This window comes from Streptomyces niveiscabiei (genome assembly GCF_001419795.1).
Classification (GTDB): Bacteria; Actinomycetota; Actinomycetes; order Streptomycetales; family Streptomycetaceae; genus Streptomyces; species Streptomyces niveiscabiei.
Map to the genome: position 1 here is coordinate 1 of NZ_LIRL01000363.1, position 18,724 is coordinate 18,724.

14 protein-coding genes are annotated in these 18,724 nt (G+C 70.4%); 3 read left to right on the forward strand and 11 right to left on the reverse strand.

Going from position 1 to position 18,724, the window contains the following annotated elements; all coding sequences use genetic code 11:
• Positions 1-155: 155 nt before the first annotated feature.
• A complete protein-coding gene (locus AOK24_RS18275; RefSeq protein ID WP_055721146.1) occupies positions 156-1,355 on the forward strand; it encodes a GNAT family N-acetyltransferase in 1,200 nt (399 codons plus the stop codon).
• Here the strand turns inward: AOK24_RS18275 and AOK24_RS18280 are convergent.
• On the reverse strand, positions 1,352-2,413 hold the full coding sequence (locus tag AOK24_RS18280; protein ID WP_055721147.1) for a Hint domain-containing protein: 1,062 nt from the start codon (positions 2,411-2,413) through the stop codon (positions 1,352-1,354). The genes AOK24_RS18275 and AOK24_RS18280 overlap by 4 nt on opposite strands.
• 135 nt (positions 2,414-2,548) lie before the next feature.
• A complete protein-coding gene (locus tag AOK24_RS18285) occupies positions 2,549-3,148 on the reverse strand; it encodes a YceI family protein (RefSeq protein WP_055721153.1) in 600 nt (199 codons plus the stop codon).
• A gap of 276 nt (positions 3,149-3,424) precedes the next feature.
• Here AOK24_RS18285 and AOK24_RS18290 point away from each other — a divergent pair, with 276 nt between their 5' ends.
• Together AOK24_RS18290 and AOK24_RS18295 are read left to right on the forward strand one after the other, a co-directional pair.
• Entirely contained in the window at positions 3,425-5,008 is a 1,584-nt protein-coding gene (locus AOK24_RS18290; RefSeq protein ID WP_055721148.1) for an acyl-CoA carboxylase subunit beta, read from the forward strand.
• A 35-nt stretch (positions 5,009-5,043) separates the two neighbouring features.
• Positions 5,044-5,235 carry an acyl-CoA carboxylase subunit epsilon gene (locus tag AOK24_RS18295; protein WP_055721149.1) on the forward strand — a complete coding sequence of 64 codons (192 nt, stop codon included), beginning with the start codon at positions 5,044-5,046 and terminating at the stop codon, positions 5,233-5,235.
• A gap of 55 nt (positions 5,236-5,290) precedes the next feature.
• Here the strand turns inward: AOK24_RS18295 and AOK24_RS18300 are convergent, their stop codons facing one another.
• The 9 genes from AOK24_RS18300 to AOK24_RS18340 form a co-directional block, all read right to left on the reverse strand.
• Positions 5,291-8,170 (reverse strand): NACHT domain-containing protein, encoded by a 2,880-nt coding sequence (locus AOK24_RS18300; RefSeq protein ID WP_055721154.1) that lies wholly within the window; start codon positions 8,168-8,170, stop codon positions 5,291-5,293.
• 93 nt (positions 8,171-8,263) lie between these two features.
• Positions 8,264-8,845 carry a GTP-binding protein gene (locus tag AOK24_RS18305; protein WP_029183992.1) on the reverse strand — a complete coding sequence of 194 codons (582 nt, stop codon included), beginning with the start codon at positions 8,843-8,845 and terminating at the stop codon, positions 8,264-8,266.
• Positions 8,826-9,410 carry a DUF742 domain-containing protein gene (locus AOK24_RS18310; protein ID WP_055721150.1) on the reverse strand — a complete coding sequence of 195 codons (585 nt, stop codon included), beginning with the start codon at positions 9,408-9,410 and terminating at the stop codon, positions 8,826-8,828. The genes AOK24_RS18305 and AOK24_RS18310 overlap by 20 nt, the downstream gene beginning before the upstream one ends.
• 74 nt (positions 9,411-9,484) lie before the next feature.
• A complete protein-coding gene (locus AOK24_RS18315) occupies positions 9,485-9,898 on the reverse strand; it encodes a roadblock/LC7 domain-containing protein (RefSeq protein WP_007384910.1) in 414 nt (137 codons plus the stop codon).
• 10 nt (positions 9,899-9,908) lie between these two features.
• Positions 9,909-13,205 carry a sensor histidine kinase gene (locus AOK24_RS18320; protein ID WP_079056869.1) on the reverse strand — a complete coding sequence of 1,099 codons (3,297 nt, stop codon included), beginning with the start codon at positions 13,203-13,205 and terminating at the stop codon, positions 9,909-9,911.
• Between the two features lie 367 nt (positions 13,206-13,572).
• On the reverse strand, positions 13,573-14,148 hold the full coding sequence (locus AOK24_RS18325; protein WP_010354691.1) for a GTP-binding protein: 576 nt from the start codon (positions 14,146-14,148) through the stop codon (positions 13,573-13,575).
• Positions 14,129-14,527, reverse strand: coding sequence for a DUF742 domain-containing protein (locus AOK24_RS18330; RefSeq protein ID WP_055721152.1), 399 nt, complete (start codon positions 14,525-14,527; stop codon positions 14,129-14,131). Before AOK24_RS18330 ends, AOK24_RS18325 begins: the two co-directional genes overlap by 20 nt.
• Before the next feature lie 121 nt (positions 14,528-14,648).
• Entirely contained in the window at positions 14,649-15,062 is a 414-nt protein-coding gene (locus AOK24_RS18335; protein ID WP_003993189.1) for a roadblock/LC7 domain-containing protein, read from the reverse strand.
• 9 nt (positions 15,063-15,071) lie between these two features.
• Positions 15,072-18,677, reverse strand: a complete 3,606-nt coding sequence (locus AOK24_RS18340; protein WP_240553992.1) for a sensor histidine kinase — start codon at positions 18,675-18,677, stop codon at positions 15,072-15,074.
• Between the last annotated feature and the right edge of the window lie 47 nt (positions 18,678-18,724).

Genomic DNA, 18,724 nt, shown 5'->3' on the forward strand with positions numbered 1-18,724 from the left:
CTTCCCGTACACCGGCCCGTAGAAGATCCCGCCCCGAAAATCGATGTGATCCCCGTTCATGCCCCCATGGTGCCCCTAATTGGCTTGACCCCGCCGCCCCCCGGCACGGCACAGTGGCGCGACACCACGAACCCTCCGGGAAGGCACCGCATCCCATGCACATCCGCCCCACCACCGACGAGGACCACGACCTCTTCGTCACCACCCTGCTCGCCGCGTTCGGCCTGGCCCCCGAGACCCCGGCGGAGGACGGCGGGGGAGTCTGGTGGGCGGCGACCGAGATGGACCGCAACCTGTTCGCGGAGACCGAGGACGGCAAGCCGGTCGGCACGGCGGGCGCGTACACCTTCGAACTCACGCTCCCCGGCGGCCGGTTGATCTCCGCCCCCGGTGTCACAGCGGTCGGCGTCCTGCCCACGCACCGCCGCAGGGGCGCCCTCACGGCGATGATGCGCCACCAGCTCACGGACCTCCGCGCCCAGGGCGAGTCCCTGGCCGTCCTGCTCGCCTCGGAGGCGCTGATCTACCGCCGCTTCGGCTACGGCCCGGCGACGTACACCCAGCGCCTCACGGTCCCCCGCCACCGGGCGGCCCTCATAGCCGCGCCGGAGGACCCCGGCACGGTCGAGGTCCTGAACCGCGAGGCCGCCGTGCAGATCATGGAGGAGGTGTACGACCGCTACCGTCGCGTCCAGCCCGGCGCCCTCTCCCGCCCCCACCACTGGTGGGCGCGGCGCGCGGGCATGCCCCCGATCGCCCCGGCCCACCGCTACGTCGCCGTGCACCGCGACGCGCACGGCGTCCCGGACGGGTACGCGAGCTACGCGAAGGAGGGCTCCACGCTGACCGTCGACGAGACGATCGCCGGGGACGACGCGGTCTTCACGGCGCTCGCCAGGTTCGTCCTCGAACACGACCTCACGGAGAAGGCCGTGTTCAGGAAGTTCCCGCCGGAACACCCCCTGCGCTGGCAGTTCGTGGACTTCCGGGGCCCCGAACTCACCGACCACATGGACTGGTTGTGGGTCCGCCTCCTGGACATCCCGCGCGCCCTGACCGCCCGGGGCTGGTGCACGGACGGCGAACTGGTCCTCGACGTCGAGGACGAGTTCCTTGAGGAGAAGGGCCGCTACCTGCTGACCGTCACCGACGGCAAGGCGGAGTGCGTACGGACCGACCGGGAGCCCGATCTCTCCCTGGACGTCAGCGACTTGGGCTCGGTCTACCTGGGCGGCACCGCGCCGACCACGCTGGTGAGGGCGGGCCGTATCCGCGCCCACCACCCGGACGCGGCCTCACGGGCCGACGCCTTCTTCCGCGCCGACCGCACCCCGCACTGCCTCCACTGGTTCTAGCCCCCCTTGGCGAACTCGATCAGCCGCTCGAAGTCGATCGACCCGGGATCGCCATGGGTGTTGTGGCAGAGCAGCCCGTCGGCGACGTACGTCCGCGTACTGGTCGACAGCGACGCGATGGGCTGCTCACCGACGTACTCGACACCGAGTACGGCCGTGTCGTCGCCGCCCACCGCCGTCCCCGCCCAGCCCGCCTCGGGGCGCAGCCGCAGGATGCGGTGGCGGAACGGGTCGAGTTCCTTGCTGGGCACCCAGGAGACGGCGCCGTTCTCGCGGACCAGCCAGGGGTGGTCGTACGTGGCGGTGATCTCGCCGTCGGCCGTGGTGATCCGGCAACTCCCCTTCACGCCGGGGTCGTTGCGGGTGACGGTGCCGGTGCGGTAGCGGCGGTCCGGCTCGGCGTGTTCGTCGAACGACACGATCTCGTCGCCCACCCGGAGGTCGCCGGCGCGCTGCCAGGTGAGGTCGGCGCGCAGGACCGGGGTGTCGGGGTGGACGCAGTTCTCGGGTACGTGCATGTGGCCGCAGACACCCCGGAAGCCGTTCCAGCGGTCGTGACTCATGCGCTGGCCCGACCGGTTGCCGGCGGAGGCGGGGTACGCGGGCCACAGCGAGGGGCCCTTGAGGGGGACGCCGTGGTGGTCGTGCATCCAGGCGAGGAAGCGGGCGACCTCGCGCAGCGCCCACTCCGGGGCCTGCGGCCAGTAGACGTGCGGGGTGTCGTTCGCCTTCCACTTGCTGTGGAGGCGGGGGTCGCAGGTGCCGATCAGCTCCACCTGGCACACGTTCAGCGTGTTCGTCTGGACCCCGCCGGGGGAGTTGACCAGGGCGCGGGAGGAGACGTCGATCTGGAAGTGCTGGTACCAGCGGAGCTTGCGCGCGGCGAGGTCGGGGAGCGCGGTCAGGTTGGGGGCGGCGGCGCCCCCCTGGTAGTCGGGGAGGCTGCGGCCCTCCGTCGTATGGAGCACGACGACGTTGACCTCCATCCGGCTGCCGCCGTACTTCGTCTGGTACCAGTGACCGCGGTCAGCGCCGGGGTAGTTCTGCGGACCTGACATCGTGCTCAAAGTGCCTCCCGGGGCCGTGTTGCCGAGCCTGGGTGATGCCCGGAAAACGCCCCAAGAGTCCTCTTTGATGCTGATTGTCGGTAATCGACAGGAACTGCCCCGGCGGGCCGCCGATGCGACCGGCTCTCAGCTCTTCCTGATCGCCGAGATGTCGAAGTTGAGCTTGATCTTGTCGGACACCAGGACGCCGCCGGTCTCCAGCGCCGCGTTCCAGGTGATGCCCCACTCCGAGCGCAGCAGCTCCGCCCGGCCCTCGAACCCGACGCGCTCGTTGCCGAACGGGTCCTTCGCCGCGCCGTTGAACTCCAGGTCGATGCTGAGCGGCTTCGTCGTCCCGAGGATCGTCAGATCGCCGGTGACGCGGTAGTCGTCCCCGCCGAGCGACTCCGCCTTGGTCGAGCGGAACGTCATCGTCGGGAACTCGTCCGTCTTGAAGAAGTCCGCGCTCTTCAGGTGCCCGTCGCGGTCCGCCGAACCGGTGTCGATGCTGCTCATCACGATGTCGAGGGACGCCGTGGACGCGGACGGGTCCGAGCCGTCCAGATGCAGTTCGCCGCTGAACTCGTCGAACTTGCCCTTCACGTTCGTCACCATCGCGTGCCGCGCGGTGAAGCCGAGCGTCGAGTGGGCCGGGTCGATGGTGTAGTCGCCGGTCAGGGCGGCCAGGTCGGCGCTCGCCGCCGGTGCCTCGGCGGAGTCGTCGCTCTTGCGGCCGAAGATCCCCATCATGTCCTCCATTCAACTTCCTTACCGTGCTGACGAAGCTACTCTCCGTCGCCGAAGATCGCCTCCAGAAGAGCTATAGGGTTGACCGTGTTCCCCTCGCGTGTGATGTGAGTCTCCCGCCGCGTCTTTGTCGATCCCCCACAACGCGCGACCCCTCTGAGCAGTCGGAAGGGGTGCACCCGCCCCGGCTTCTGTTCAGGGGTACCAGGAAAACGGGCCGGAGACTGTACGGAGTCGACGTCTCGTAATCCTCGGACCGCTTCGTAAGGTCGCTACATGACCGTTTTGGACGAAGCGACGGACGGGCCCGCCGACGCCCGAGGCCGCGTGGCCGAGCTGCACGAGATCCGTGCGAGCGCGATCGCCGGCCCGAGCGAGAAGGCGACCGAGGCGCAGCACGCCAAGGGCAAGCTGACCGCCCGCGAGCGCATCGAGCTGCTCCTCGACCCCGGCTCCTTCCAGGAGGTCGAACAACTCCGCCGGCACCGCGCGGTCGGCTTCGGCCTGGAGGCCAAGAAGCCCTACACCGACGGCGTCATCACCGGCTGGGGCACCGTCGAGGGCCGCACGGTCTTCGTCTACGCCCACGACTTCCGCATCTTCGGCGGCGCCCTCGGCGAGGCCCACGCCACGAAGATCCACAAGATCATGGACATGGCCATCGCGGCCGGCGCGCCCCTCGTCTCCCTGAACGACGGCGCCGGCGCCCGCATCCAGGAGGGCGTCTCCGCCCTCGCCGGGTACGGCGGCATCTTCCAGCGCAACACCAAGGCGTCCGGCGTCATCCCGCAGATCTCCGTCATGCTGGGTCCCTGCGCGGGCGGCGCGGCCTACAGCCCCGCCCTCACCGACTTCGTCTTCATGGTCCGCGAGACCTCGCAGATGTTCATCACCGGACCCGACGTCGTCAAGGCCGTCACCGGCGAGGAGATCACCCAGAACGGCCTCGGCGGCGCCGACGTCCACGCGGAGACCTCCGGCGTCTGCCACTTCGCCTACGACGACGAGGAGACCTGCATCGCGGAGGTCCGCTACCTCCTGTCGCTCCTCCCGCAGAACAACCGCGAGAACCCGCCGCGCGTCGAGTCCACCGACCCCGTCGACCGCCGCAGCGACGTCCTGCTCGACCTCGTCCCCGCCGACGGCAACCGCCCGTACGACATGACCAAGGTCATCGAGGAGATCGTCGACGACGGCGACTACGTCGAGGTCCACGAGCGGTGGGCCCGCAACATCATCTGCGCCCTCGCCCGCCTCGACGGCCAGGTCGTCGGCATCGTCGCCAACCAGCCCCAGAGCCTCGCCGGCGTCCTCGACATCGAGGCCTCCGAAAAAGCTGCGCGCTTCGTCCAGATGTGTGACGCTTTCAATATCCCGATCGTCACCTTCCTGGACGTCCCCGGGTTCCTCCCCGGCGTCGACCAGGAGCACGGCGGCATCATCCGCCACGGCGCGAAGCTCCTGTACGCGTACTGCAACGCCACGGTCCCCCGGATCTCCCTCATCCTCCGCAAGGCCTACGGCGGCGCCTACATCGTCATGGACAGCCAGTCCATCGGCGCGGACCTGACCTACGCCTGGCCCACCAACGAGATCGCCGTCATGGGCGCGGAGGGCGCGGCCAACGTCATCTTCCGCCGCCAGATCGCCGGCGCCGAAGACCCCGAGGCGATGCGCGCGCGCATGGTCAAGGAGTACAAGGCCGAGCTGATGCACCCGTACTACGCGGCGGAACGCGGCCTCGTCGACGACGTGATCGACCCCGCGGAAACCCGCGAGGTCCTCGTCAAGTCCCTGGCGATGCTCCAGTCCAAGCACGCCGACCTGCCGTCCCGCAAACACGGCAACCCCCCGCAGTAACCCTGCGGAAACCTCTCTCACGGAGACTCATTCTTATGAACACCCCAGACATCCGCGTCGAAAAGGGCAACGCCGAGCCGGAGGAAGTCGCGGCCATCACGGCGATCCTCCTGGCCCGCGCCGCCGCCCGCCCCACCGAGACCCCGTCCCACCGGGGCCGCGTCCGGGCCGGCTGGCGCCGCCTGGACCGCGAGAACGGCTTCCGCGCACCGCACAGCTGGCGCTGAACCTGCACTTCGGAAACCCCGCTTCTCCTTTGGGGAGGCGGGGTTTCGGTGTGTCTCAGATGATCTTGACGCGCGTGCCGGGGAGATCGAGTGCGGCTGGGTCCGGAGGGAGGATGCAGCCGGAGAGGTGGAGATACCGGAGACGCGAAGGAAACGCTTCTGCCTCCAGCCACGCGCCGACGTCGACGCCCCCGAGGTACAGCGAAGTTAGACGAGGCCATGTGTGCAGCCGGTCCACTCCTCGGAGAGGCCAAGCGAGGTCGCTCAGCAGGTACAGGTGCGCGATGCTGACGTCGCTCGGCAGCGCCGACAGATCCCTCACGCAATCAGTGTCTGTGGTCAGATAAGTCAGCATCCGCAGGTCCTCCAGCACTGCCAGTCCTGGCAGCGACGCATATCCCACCAGGGACAGATTGCGCAGCTCCGGCTGGCTTCTCAGCGGCGTGAGGTCCACGTTTCCGCGGAGGCCGGAGAACCTCAGAGTCTCCAGCTGCGGAAAGCCGGCGATCGGCGAGATGTCCGTGACCGGATGGCTCACAAGCACCTGTCGGACATCCCGGAGCCTGGCCACCGCCGTCCACTGGGAGCTGTGCGACAGCTGAACCGTGTGATCCTCCAGCGCCACTTCGCCCAGCACCTCACTCGCGTACGCGTGCGCGTCGAAGTACCGCCAGGCGGCGACGAGTTCATCGACGACTTCATGCCGCTCGTCCACGGCGTAGCCGGCCAGCAGCGACAAGGCCTGCCGGCCACCGATCAGCGCCACCGTCCGCACGGTCTGCGTGGCCGCGTTCAGCGACAACTCCTCCAGCGACCGAGGCATCCTGCGCAGCAGACTCGTCCCCACGGCAGCCAGCGCGGGAGGATCGGTCCGCCGTCGCGCCGGAAGCAGCGCCGTCACCGCCTCGTCCAGCCGTTTCCCCAGGTCGTCGCCGAAGGCCGGCACCGTCTCCTGGCAGGAGGCCGCCAGCAGGCGCAGCTTGCGCGCGTACCGGGGGTCCTGCGCGGCGCGGTCCAGAATCCCGCCCAGGAGTTCCTCCCGTTGGCGGGTGTTCGCGTGTCCTGCGGCCATGATGATCGTCTCGCGCCAGATGTCGAGATGCGCGCGGCCGACCAGGTTCCCCATCCGGTCCTCCTCGGCCGCCTCCGCCGCCGCCAGGTACTCCTGGAACGTGCGGTGCACGAACCCGAGCCGTCCCTCGGAGGGGGACCGCAGCATCCCGGACCGGCTTCGCAAGTGATCCAGCACCGCCGTCGCGTCCGGCTCCTCCACGTGCCGCATCCCCGCCAGCTTCCGCGCGACGTACGATTCGGCGCTCTCCAGCGAGATCTCGCTCCGGTCGTTGTCCGACAACCGCCAGGCCAGGTCGCGCAGCAGCAGCATCTTGTCGCCGAGACTCAACTCGTCCCCGGCCGCGCTGGGGACACCGCGCTCGGCGTCCCGCTCGTGCACCAGCATGTGCAAGGCGTTGCGGTACAACTCCATGCGGTCGCGGGGGAGTTGGCTGCCCCGGCTCAGGTGCATCGCGCACAGCATCGACGCCAGCAGCGGAGTCCCCGCCAGCGACTGAACGTGGGCCCGGTCCTTCAGGCTGTTCAGCAGCGACTGCTCGTACTGCGGCAGCTCCTCCACCGCGCACGGCAGGTCGTCCCCCAACTCCCGTGCGGCGAGATGCCATTGCCGTACGAAGACGCTGATGTCGGACGGGTTCATCCGGTCCAGGTGCAGGGAGGTGAACTTGTCCCGCCGCAGCCAGTCCGCTCCCGCCGCTCCCGGCCGTGAGGTCACCACGACCCGCGCCTTCGGGTACCCGAGGAGCAGTCCGCGCAGCCACTCCCGAACCCTTCGGCGCTCACTGTCCAGCAGCTCGTCCACCCCGTCGACGAGCAACAGAGCGGTTCCCGCCGTGAGTTGCCGCTCCACCCACCCCGCCGGCATGTCCCCGGTGATGAGTCCGGCCACCGAGTCCAGCATCGCACCCGGCGCCGGCAGCGCCTTCCCGCTGTACTCCCGCAGCTTCATGAACACCGGGGTCAACCCGTTCCACTCCGCCAGCTCCCCGGTGAACGCGCCCCGGGCCGCCATGACCGCGAGCCACCGCAGCAGCGTCGTCTTCCCGGAACCGGCCTCTCCCCGCAGCAGAACGCGCGACGACCCGCGCAGAGCCGTCTCGACCCGCATCCCCCCGGAGTCGCCGTCCACTTCCTCCCAGACACTCATGTCGGGCCGCAACAGCGGTGGTGCGCCTCGTCCGGCACGCAGCCGCCGTCCGTCACCCCCGCCGGCCCGCAGGCTCACGTACGCCACCGACAGCCGGGCCTGACCCAGCCCGTGTTCCGACGTCCGCCGGAACAGTTCCACCTCGTCCAGCGTCCTGCTCACCACCTCCAGATAGCGCCGCCGGAACACGGTGTCCCGGTCCCCTCCCTCCTCCGCCAGCAGCGACCGGTCCGGCAACCGCTCCACCATCCGGGCCACCTCACCCCCGAACGACGCACCGGCCGTCCGCTCCTCGAACACCGGCAGGGCGCGCACCACCCGCACCGCGTACTCGCAGCACTCCGTGAACAACGCCTCCCCGAGCCGCCCGCCCGGGACCCGCACGGCTCCGGTGATCCTGCGCACCGCCTCCGCCGCGCTCTCCCCGCCCCCCAGCTCCACGAACCCCAGCGCACCACTCACCCCCTGGACGAGCGTCAGCCGCTCCGGTTCGGCCAGGCGCCTGAACTCCCGTTCCAGGAACGGCTCCAGCCGGTCGTACACGGCGTCGGCGATCTCCCCGAACTGCCGCAGCACGCTGTTGCGCAGACGCGCGGAGGACACCCGCACCGCCACCAGTTCCCCGAGCGGTACCGACGGACCCCCGAGCCACGCCTGAGCCGCGACCCGTCCCACGGCCGCGCCCAACTCCATAGCGGCGTCTTCAGAGTTCACCGAGCCCCCCACAGGCGAGAACAAGAACGGCCCCCATCTCCCCACACGAAACACAGGGAAGACGAGGGCCGCAACCGGATCGCGGGAAAACCCCTACCGCAGGCGGGCCATCAGCGCGTGCTCGACCAGCGTGATCAGCGCCGACTTCGCGTCGGCGCGGTGCCGCGCGTCGGTCGTGATGATCGGGGTGTCGGGCCCGATCTGGAGGGCCTCGCGGACCTCGTCGGGGGAGTAGGGCTGGTTGCCGTCGAAGCCGTTGAGGGCGATGACGAACGGCAGGCCGCTGTTCTCGAAGTAGTCCACGGCCGGGAAGCAGTCGGCGAGGCGGCGCGTGTCGACGAGGACGATCGCGCCGATCGCCCCGCGCACCAGGTCGTCCCACATGAACCAGAACCGGTCCTGGCCGGGCGTACCGAAGAGGTACAGGATGAGGTCCTGGTCGAGCGTGATACGACCGAAGTCCATGGCGACGGTCGTCGTCGTCTTGTCCCCCGTGTGGGTGAGGTCGTCGATGCCCGCGGAAGCGGACGTCATCACGGCCTCGGTACGCAGCGGATTGATCTCCGAGACAGCACCAACGAACGTGGTCTTGCCCACGCCGAAGCCGCCCGCCACCACGATCTTCGCGGACGTGGTGGAGCGGGAAGGCCCTCCGCTAGAGCTTGCGAAGTCCACTGAGCACCCTTTCGAGCAAAGTCACGTCTGGCTGGCCTCCGGCGTTCTCGTCGCCGCCGGGCTGATGAATGGCGACCAGGCCCGCCTCCGCCAAGTCGGCGACGAGAATCCTGGCCACGCCGAGAGGAATGGTCAGCAACGCCGAGATCTCGGCCACCGACTTGATCTCACGGCACAGGTTGCAGATCCGCTGATGCTCGGGCAGTTGCCCCTGCATCTGGTGCGGCTGCGCGGTGGTGTGCACCAGCGCCTCGATGGCGAGCTGGTAGCGCGGGCGCGTCCGGCCGCCGGTCATGGCGTACGGACGCACCAGGGGGTTGTTCGAGGAGCCGGCGGGCGACGGCTCCGGCGTGCGGCGCTGCGGCGGCTGCACCGGCTGGATGCGCGGCGCGGCCGGCGGCTGCTGGTCGTACGGGGACGGGCCGGGTCCCTGCGGGGCGTACGGCTGTCGTGGCTGGCTGGGTGCGGAGGGGAAGTTGTAGCGGTTCGGGTTCGGTGCGTTCTCGCCGTGGCCAGGGCCGTACGACCAATCGCCCGGATGGGAACCGCCTGGGGGTGTTGCCACTTTCTCTCCTCCTCCGACTGTGCCGCGTCCCGAAACCCTACGGCCTCGGGACGCCAAAACGCACCGTCCGTCTGCTAGTTGAGCAGGCTCCCCTGGAGCTCCGCACGAAGATCGGGCGTCAGGACCGAACCGGCACGGTCCACCAGAAGCGCCATCTCGTACCCGATGAGGCCGATGTCCGCCTCCGGGTGGGCGAGAACGGCGAGGGAGGAGCCGTCGGATACGGACATGATGAAGAGGAACCCTCGCTCCATCTCCACAACCGTCTGATTCACGGCACCTCCCTCGAAGATCCGGGAGGCGCCTGCCGTCAGGGACGTCAGACCGGAGGCGACGGCCGCGAGCTGGTCGGCGCGGTCGCGGGGGAAGCCTTCGGACATCGCCAGAAGGAGTCCGTCGGCGGAGACCACCACGGTGTGGGACACCCCCGGGGTGTTGTCCACGAAGTTGGTGATCAACCAGTTCAGGTTCTGTGCCGCCTGGCTCATCGGGCTCACACTAACGCTCCTGGTTGTAGGTGCTGTCAGAGCCACTGTGCTCATTCCACGTGGCCTGACCGTTCGTTTCACTGCCTGCACTGCGCCCGCGCTGGACCCCTCGGCGCAGGTTACTCAACCTGCCTCGGACGTCCTCCGGGGCGCGGGAGATCTGGGGACCCCCCTGGTGGGTGGCTTCCGCGGCGCCCTCGACCAGGTTGGCCTTGGGCACCCGCCGCGGCAGGCCGGAGGAGGTGACCCCGCCCGCCTTGGGCTTGCGCAACTGCGAAGCCTGCTGCCAGCGTTCGTCGTTCGCGGAACGCCAGGAGTCGTCATCCCCACCCGCGCTCTCACCCCCGCCGAAGCCGTTGAAACTGCCGGAAGCCGCCGGAGCCGGGGTCTCCTGCTGCCGCTCGGGCTGCGCGGTCCCGTTCGCCCCGCCGCCGCGGCGCGGAAGCCCGGCGTCGGTCAGCGAGTGGGCGGTGGAGGGGGCCGGTCCCGGCCGCTCGAAGCCTACGGGCTCCGCCTCGGCCGCGTCAGCGACCTGCGCGGATTCCGCTTCGGGAGCGTACTGGTCCGGGTAGCCGTTGCGGTAGTCGTCCTGCTGCGGCCAGTCGTCCTGGTAGGAGGGCTGCTCGAAGGACGGGTACCCGTTCGAGGCGCCGGCCCCGCTGTCCTGCGCGCCCGGCTCCGGGTAACCCCCGCCGCCGTTCGCAGGAGCCTGCGACGCGAAGTACGGCTCCTCGTACGACGGCTGCTGTGCGCCCTCGTACGGAGACTGCGTGCCGTAGGGGGACTGCGGGGCCTGGGGCTGCTCCACGAAGCCCGTGGCGGCCCCGTCGAAGCCGTTCTGCGGGGATCCGTAGGGGAGTTGCGGAGTCTGCTGGGTGACTTGCGGAGAATCCGTGAAGGAATCCCCGTAGACAGGCGTCTGCTGCGTCTCCTGCGGACCGCCGAAGGGTGCCTCGGGCTGCTGGGGCGCCTCCAGCGCCGCCCGCCGCTCCTCGCGCATCAGCGAGCGGCCCACCGGGTCCAGGTCGCGGATGTCGTCCGGGACCTCGTAGCGGGTGTCGTCGAAGCCGAGTTCGGCCGCCGTACGCATCGGCTGCTGCTGCGGCACCTGGCCGAAGCTCTCGCCGCCGGGCTTGCCGAACTGCTGCTCGGGGATGATCTGCGAGACCGTGAACTGGTCCTGCTCCGGCTGCTGTTCGCCACCGCCGCCGTGCGTGATCGCGTCCGGCAGCATGACCAGCGACGTCGTCCCGGCCTGCTCGCCCGAGGGCCGCAGCTGGACGCGGATGCCGTGCCGGTCGGAGAGGCGGCCGACCACGAAGAGGCCCATGCGCTGCGAGATCGCGGCGTCCACGGTCGGCGGGTTGGCCAGCTTGTGGTTGATGTCCGCGAAGTCCTCGGCGGTGAGGCCGATGCCCTTGTCGTGGATCTCGATCATCACGCGGCCGTCGGGAAGACGCGTCGCGGTGACCCGGACCTTGGTCTGCGGGGAGGAGAACGTGGTGGCGTTCTCCAGCAGCTCGGCGAGCAGGTGCACGAGGTCGGTGACCGCGCGGCCGTGGATCTCGGCCTCCGGCACGCCCGACAGCTCGATGCGCTCGTACTGCTCCACCTCGGAGGAGGCGGCGCGCAGCACGTCGACCAGCGGGACCGGCTGGTCCCAGCGGCGGCCCGGCTCCTCGCCGGCGAGGACGAGGAGGTTCTCGCCGTTGCGGCGCATACGGGTCGCGAGGTGGTCCAGGCGGAAGAGGTTCTCCAGCTGGTCCGGGTCGGCCTCGTTGTTCTCCAGGTCGGTGATGAGGGTCAGCTGGCCCTCGATCAGCGACTGGTTGCGGCGCGAGAGGTTGGTGAAGATCGCGTTGATGTTGCCCCGCAGCAGGGCCTGCTCGGCGGCGAGCCGGACGGCCTCGCGGTGGACCTGGTCGAAGGCGCGGGCGACCTCGCCGATCTCGTCCGTCGTGTTGATCGGGATCGGCGCGACCCGCGTGTCCACCCGGCCCGGGTCGGTCCGGGAGAGCTGGTCGACCAGCATCGGCAGGCGCTGCTCGGCGATCCCGAAGGCCGCGTTGCGCAGCTGGCGCATCGAGCGGGACATCTGCCGGGCGACGGCCGAGGCCAGGATGAACGCGAGCAGCAGGGCGACGACGACCGCGGCACCCGTGATGTACGCGTCGCGCTGGGCGTCGGACGCGATGGTCGACGCCTCGTTCACCGCGGTGTCCGACAGGCTCGACTCCATCTTGCGGTACGCGTCGAACTTGAGGGTCGTCATGGCCCACCAGTTCTCGGCGGTGACCCCCTGCTCGGCGAGCGCCGCGCGCTCACTGGCGTCCGTCGACTGGATGGAGGCGATCGCGGTCAGGAACTGCACCGGGTCGGTCGGCGGCGCGACGTAGTCCGGGTTCTTGGCCTTCTGCTCCTGGATCATCGTCGCCGCGTCGGCCTGGATCTGCTTCTGGGCCGCCGCCAGCTTCGCGATGTCCTGCTCGGTGCCGCCGCTCTGGTACTCCTGGGTCGCGATGTTCTCCAGGTAGGCGTACGAGGTGAGGGCGACCCGCTGCTGGGAGAGGCTCGTCTGGCTGGTGCCCGGCTTGATCAGCAGGTGCATGCCGATGGAGCGCTGGAGGGAGAGCGCGCCCTGCCCGAGTGCGAGCGCGTAGACCGTCCGGCCGTAGGAGGTGATGTTGCCGGTGCCGAGGCCCAGCTCGTTGGAGAACTCCAGGAGCTTGTGCTCGACGTCGACGTACCCTTCCTCCGTCTTCACGCCGGTCATCTTGGCGGTGTAGGCGTCCGCGCGGATCGTCTGGAGCCGGGGCTCGACCTCGCGGAAGCCGTCCAGGCGCCGGACGAGGTTGGCGCGCTTGGGCATGTTCTGCGCGGCGGCGTCGAAGTCGTCGGACGCCTTGTCGGTGGCCTTGCGGGCGGCGACCACGGTCGGGTCGTTCTCGCCCTTGCCCTGGAGCAGGGGGGCGGCGGTGACATCGCGTTCGACGAGGAGGGCGTTGCTGTAGGTCAGCGCGGCGCGTACCAGCTTCGCGGTGTTCTCCGCGTCCTGCGCCTCCTGCCAGGTGTCGATCGAGCCCTTCACCTGGAAGCCGCCCATCACGAGGCCGACCACCACGGGTATGAGCAGGATCGCGTTCAGCCTGGTGGGCACCCGCCAGTTGCGGGGGGAGAGCCGGCCGCCGCTCTTGGCCGGCGCGCTCTGGGGCTCCGAGCCCGGGACGGGGGCGGTCGCCGCTCCGCGCGGCGGCGGGGTGAAGTTGCCCCGGGCCTCAGGCTCGGGACTTTTCTTGCTTCGCCTCACTCGACCAACAACCTCTCGGCGGCAGTGTCTCAACGCCCAGCCAGCCATCGACTGCGTTCGTAGCTAGTTACGTCATTGACTATTGGGCAGTTCAGGCATTCCAGCATGGCGAACAGTGCTCTTCCAAACAGTGAGAAGAGCCGATTACGTGTGATGTAAAGCGCTCATAAAACGGTCATACAGAGCGAGCCCCGTCAAAAGACGGGGCCGCCATGCGCACAGCGGTACCGCATGACCGCGACGCGTGGCGGTACCACCCGATTCCTCTGCCGAAACGTTATGAACACCGAAGCCGACCGTGTCAAAGGCCACAGCCGGCTCCGGGTGAGTCTACGACAACTGCCCTACGGCAGCGTCCACTTGATCATCAGCGCAAGCGGGCCATCAGCGCGTGCTCGACCAGCGTGATCAGCGCCGACTTCGCGTCGGCACGGTGCCGCGCGTCGGTCGTGATGATCGGGGTGTCGGGCCCGATCTGGAGGGCCTCGCGGACCTCGTCCGGCGAGTACGGCTGGCTCCCGTCGAAGCCGTTCAGCGCGATGACGAACGGCAGCCCGCTGTTCTCGAAGTAGTCCACCGCCGGGAAGCAGTCCGCGAGGCGGCGCGTGTCGACGAGGACGATCGCGCCGATCGCCCCGCGCACCAGGTCGTCCCACATGAACCAGAACCGGTCCTGGCCCGGCGTACCGAACAGGTACAGGATCAGGTCCTGGTCCAGCGTGATGCGGCCGAAGTCCATCGCCACCGTCGTGGTGGTCTTGTCCCCGGTGTGGGTCAGGTCGTCGATGCCCGCCGAGGCGGACGTCATCACGGCCTCGGTGCGCAGCGGGTTGATCTCGGAGACGGCGCCCACGAACGTGGTCTTGCCCACGCCGAAGCCGCCCGCCACCACGATCTTCGCGGAGGTGGTGGCCCGACCCCCGTCAGAGCTTGCGAAGTCCACTGAGCACCCTTTCGAGCAGCGTCACGTCCGGAGCGCCACCGTTGTTCTCGTCGCCGCCCGGCTGGTGGATCGCCACCAGACCGGCCTCGGCGAGGTCCGCGACCAGGATCCGGGCCACCCCGAGCGGCATCGCGAGCAGCGCGGAGACCTCGGCCACCGACTTGACCTCGCGGCACAGGTGGCAGATGCGCTGGTGCTCGGGGAGCAGCCCCATGAGCGCCGCCGGATCGGCCGTCGTACTGATCAGCGCCTCGATGGCGAGCTGGTAGCGCGGCCGGGTCCGGCCACCGGTCATCGCGTACGGACGCACCAGCGGCTGGTCACCCTCGTCCGCGTACGGGTCCGCGTACGGATCATGATGGGCGGTGGGCGGGGTCATGGATCCTCCGGGCGGGACAGGCAAGTCGGCAAGTCTTGGTCTCGTGCCGTCCCTGGTGGTCGGGTGGGGAGTGTGTGCCGACCGGACGGTGATTTGGTGAGGTGGGTGGTGCCGGGGCGGTCTAGTGGAGCAGACTGCCTTGCAGTTCGGCCCGCAGATCCGGCGTGAGCACAGCGCCCGCGCGATCGACGAGCAGCGCCATCTCGTAGCCGACGAGGCCGATGTCGCACTCGGGGTGGGCGAGGACGGCGAGCGAGGAGCCGTCGGAGACGGACATGAGGAAGAGGAATCCCCGCTCCATCTCCACGACCGTCTGCGCGACGCTGCCGCCCTCGAAGATCCGCGAGGCGCCCGCCGTCAGCGAGGTCAGCCCGGAGGCGACCGCCGCCAGCTGATCGGCGCGGTCGCGCGGGAAGCCCTCGGACATCGCGAGCAGGAGACCGTCCGCGGAGACCACCACGGTGTGCGAGACGCCCGGGGTGTTGTCCACGAAGTTGGTGATCAACCAGTTCAGATTCTGTGCCGCCTGGCTCATCTGACTCAACTAACGCTCCTGCTGGTGGGTGGGGCTCGGAAAGCTGTCTGTCTGCCCGCTCCCGGCCTGACGGCCCTGAGCGATGCCCCGACGGAGGTTGGTCAGCCGGCCGCGCACGTCGTCCGGCGCACGCGAGACCTGCGGGCCCGCCTGGTGCTGTTGCTGCTGCGCCGTGCCCGGCACGAGGTTCGCCCGGGGCACCCGGCGCGGCAGACCTGAGGTGGTGATCCCGCCCGAGGCGGGCTGACGCACCCGCTCGGCCTGCCGGACCAGATCGTCGTTCGGAGTGGCCCGCCACGAAGACGCCGCCGACGACGCCGATGTCGCTGACGTGGCCGGAGCGGCGGCGGGCCGCTGCGGAGCCGCCGGAGCGGGCGCGGGAGCCGGCGCCGGTGCCTGAGCCTGCGGCTGCTGCGGCACCCCCTGCGCCTGACCGCCCTGCTGGTGGAACCAGTTCGTCTCCAGCGTGTCGTACAGCGGAGTACGACCGTCCCCCGGACCCGCCGGCGGCAGCGCCTCCGGCTCGGGCCGGGCGGCGGGCCGCTGCGGGGCCGCGTACCCGTTGGCGCGTCCGGGCAGCGCGTGCTGACCGGTCGACGACCCGTCGTACCCCTGCTGCCGCGCCGGGAACTGCCCGGTGTTCTGTACGGAGTTGGGCGCGGGGCTCGGCACGGGGTCGGTCCCGAAGACGTCCGGCCGCACGAACTGCCCGCTGTTGTCGGCCACGTCCTGCCCGGTACGCCCGAACTGGCCCCCGACGTCGCCCGGTTGCCCGGCGCCGATGGCCGGGAACTGGCTCGTCGCCTGGAAGTCGTCCTGCGCACCCCGCCGGTCGCCCTGCGGAGCAGGAGCACCCAGCGCCGGGAACTGGCCCGTGTGCTGTACGCCGTTGACGTCGGCCCGCCCGAAGTCGCCCTCGACCCGGGGTATCTCGGCGGTCGAGCCGGGCCCTTCGAGGCGCGGCATCTGCGAGGTGCGCGCCACCTCGGGCTCGTCGTGCCCGCGCGGGGCGTCCAGCGCCGGGGTGCGCGCGTTGTCGTCGCCCCAACTCGGCGTCCGGGGCTGCGGGTTGCCGCCGGGTAGCTCGGCCCGGGGGCCACCGCGGGGCGGCAGCTGCGGCTGGCGGCCACGGCCCTGCTCGCCCTGGTTCCCGCGGGAGTCCTTGCCGCGCGGCGGACGCGAACCGCCGCCGAACATGTCCTGGCTCTGCTGGCCCTGCTGTCCTTGCGGGGAAGCGGCCTGGAGCCCGTTGAAGGAACCGGTGCCCGCGGGCGCCGGCGCCGAGGGGCGCCCGCCCTGCTGCTGGCCGCGCGCCGGAGCGCCGTCCCGCCCGGGCAGCGCGGTCCGCGGACCGCCCCCGAGCGCACCGCCACCAGGACCCGCGCCGAACCCGGCACCGGCACCCGGGCCGGCGCCGAACGCACCGCCGCCGCCGAACCCACCGGACCCCGGACCACCCGGCCCGGAACCGAACCCGGCCCCCTTGCCGCCGCCCGGCGCACCCGCGCCGACCGGACCGCCGCCGAACGCGCCGGCAGCGCCCTGGCCACCGGGGCCGCCCTGCCCGCCCTGGCGCCGCGCGGCAGCCGCACCCGCAGCGGCCTGGGCCGCCGCCGGGCCACCGGCCTGGGCACCGCCCTGACCGGGCTTGGGCTGCGGCTTCTTGCCGCCCTGCGCGACGTCGACCGGCAGCATGACCAGCGCGGTCGTACCACCCGAGTCGGAGGGCCGCAGCTGGATGCGGATGCCGTGCCGCTGCGAAAGCCGGCCGACCACGAAGAGGCCCATGCGCCGGGACACCGACACGTCCACGGTCGGCGGCGAGGCGAGCCGCTCGTTGATGGCGGCCAGGTCCTCGGGGGAGAGGCCGATACCGGTGTCGTGGATCTCGATCAGCACCCGCCCGTCGGGCAGCGCGTGACCGGTGACCTTGACCTTGGTCTGCGGGGAGGAGAACGACGTCGCGTTCTCCAGCAGCTCGGCGAGGAGGTGCACGAGGTCGTTGACGACCCGCCCGGCGACCTCGGTCGTCGGCACGGACGCCAGCTCGATGCGCTCGTACTGCTCCACCTCGGACGCGGCGGCACGCAGCACGTCGACCAGCGGAACGGGCCGCGTCCAGCGCCGGCCGGGCTCCTCACCGGCGAGGACGAGGAGGTTCTCGCCGTTCCGGCGCATACGGGTCGCGAGGTGGTCCAGCTTGAACAGCGAGGACAACTGGTCCGGGTCGGCCTCGCGGGACTCCAGTTCGGAGATGAGCGAGAGCTGACGCTGGATGAGGCCCTGGGAGCGGCGCGAGAGGTTGGTGAACATCGCGTTGACGTTGCCCCGCAGCAGGGCCTGCTCGGCGGCGAGCCGGACGGCCTCGCGGTGCACGTCGTCGAAGGCCGCGGCCACCTGGCCGATCTCGTCCCGGGAGTGCACACCGACCGACTCGACGGAGGTGTCGACGTCCTGCGGGTCCGACTCGGAGAGCTGCTTGACCAGCTCGGGCAGCCGTTCCTGGGCGACCTTCGTGGCCGTCTCCTGGAGGCGGCGCAGCGAGCGGATCATCGACCGGGCGACGACGAACGCGCCGACCAGCGAGACACCGAGCACCAGCAGGATCAGGACACCCGAGATGATCGCGTCGCGCTCGGTCTCGTTGCGCAGCTCGCGGGCCTTCTGCTCCATGTCGTCCAGGAGCTGGGACTCGATGTTCTTCATCTGCTGGAGCTTGGTGCCCGAGGCGTCCAGCCAGTCCTGGTACGACCGCTTGTCCTGCGACTCCAGACCGGAGTCGGAGGCGAAGGCGCGGTTGGCGTACTGGTCGGCCTCCTGGATCGTGGCGTTGCCCGACTCGATCGGCTTCAGCAGCTCCTCGGCGCCCTCGTCGCCGTAGATCGAGCGGAAGATCGCCAGCTCGGAGTCCTCGCCCTCGACCGCGGTCTCGCCGTAGTTGCGGTCGTTGTCGCTGAGGTCACCGAAGGTCTTGTTGTTCGCCGGGAGCGCGGCCGTCAGCACGGCGCGCTGGATCGACGAGTACTCCTTGGCGGAGGAGAACGCGGCGAGCGCGCGGGTGCGCTGGATCATCTCCGGGTTGGAGGTGGCCTCGGCCATGTCCTGGGAGAGGTCGACGAGCCGGGTGATGAGCCGGTGGTAGCCCTCCACCGTCTGCATCGCGTTGCCCTGCGCGGCGTACGCCGTGGAGCGCAGCTTGGCCAGGTTGCCGAGGTCGCCGACGAGGCCGACGAGGTTGTCGCGGACGCCCTGGAGGTTGCCGTTCTTGCTGGTGGCGTCGATCTCCTCGGACGCGTTGACGAAGGCGTCCAGCGAGCGGTCCGTCGTCGTGCGCAGGCCCTTGACGGTGGCGTCGTCCGCCTTGCCGCCGTGCGCGAGGGGGCCGGCGGTGCGGTCGCGCTCGTTCTGGAGGGCGATCGACAGCTCGGTCGCCTGCTTCGTCATGTCGGTCAGCAGCCGCATGTTGTCGAGCTGCTGGATGTCCTCCATGGACTGGTTGATACGCAGCGCGCCGAGCGTGGTGGCCGCGACCACGGGGAGGGTCAGCAGGGCCACCAGGCGCGTGGAGATGCGCCAGTTGCGCAGCGCGACCCGGTTGCCGGTGTCGCCCTTCACGGGCTTGACCGGGGGTATCGGGGGAATGGAGGTGGGGGTCACCGGGG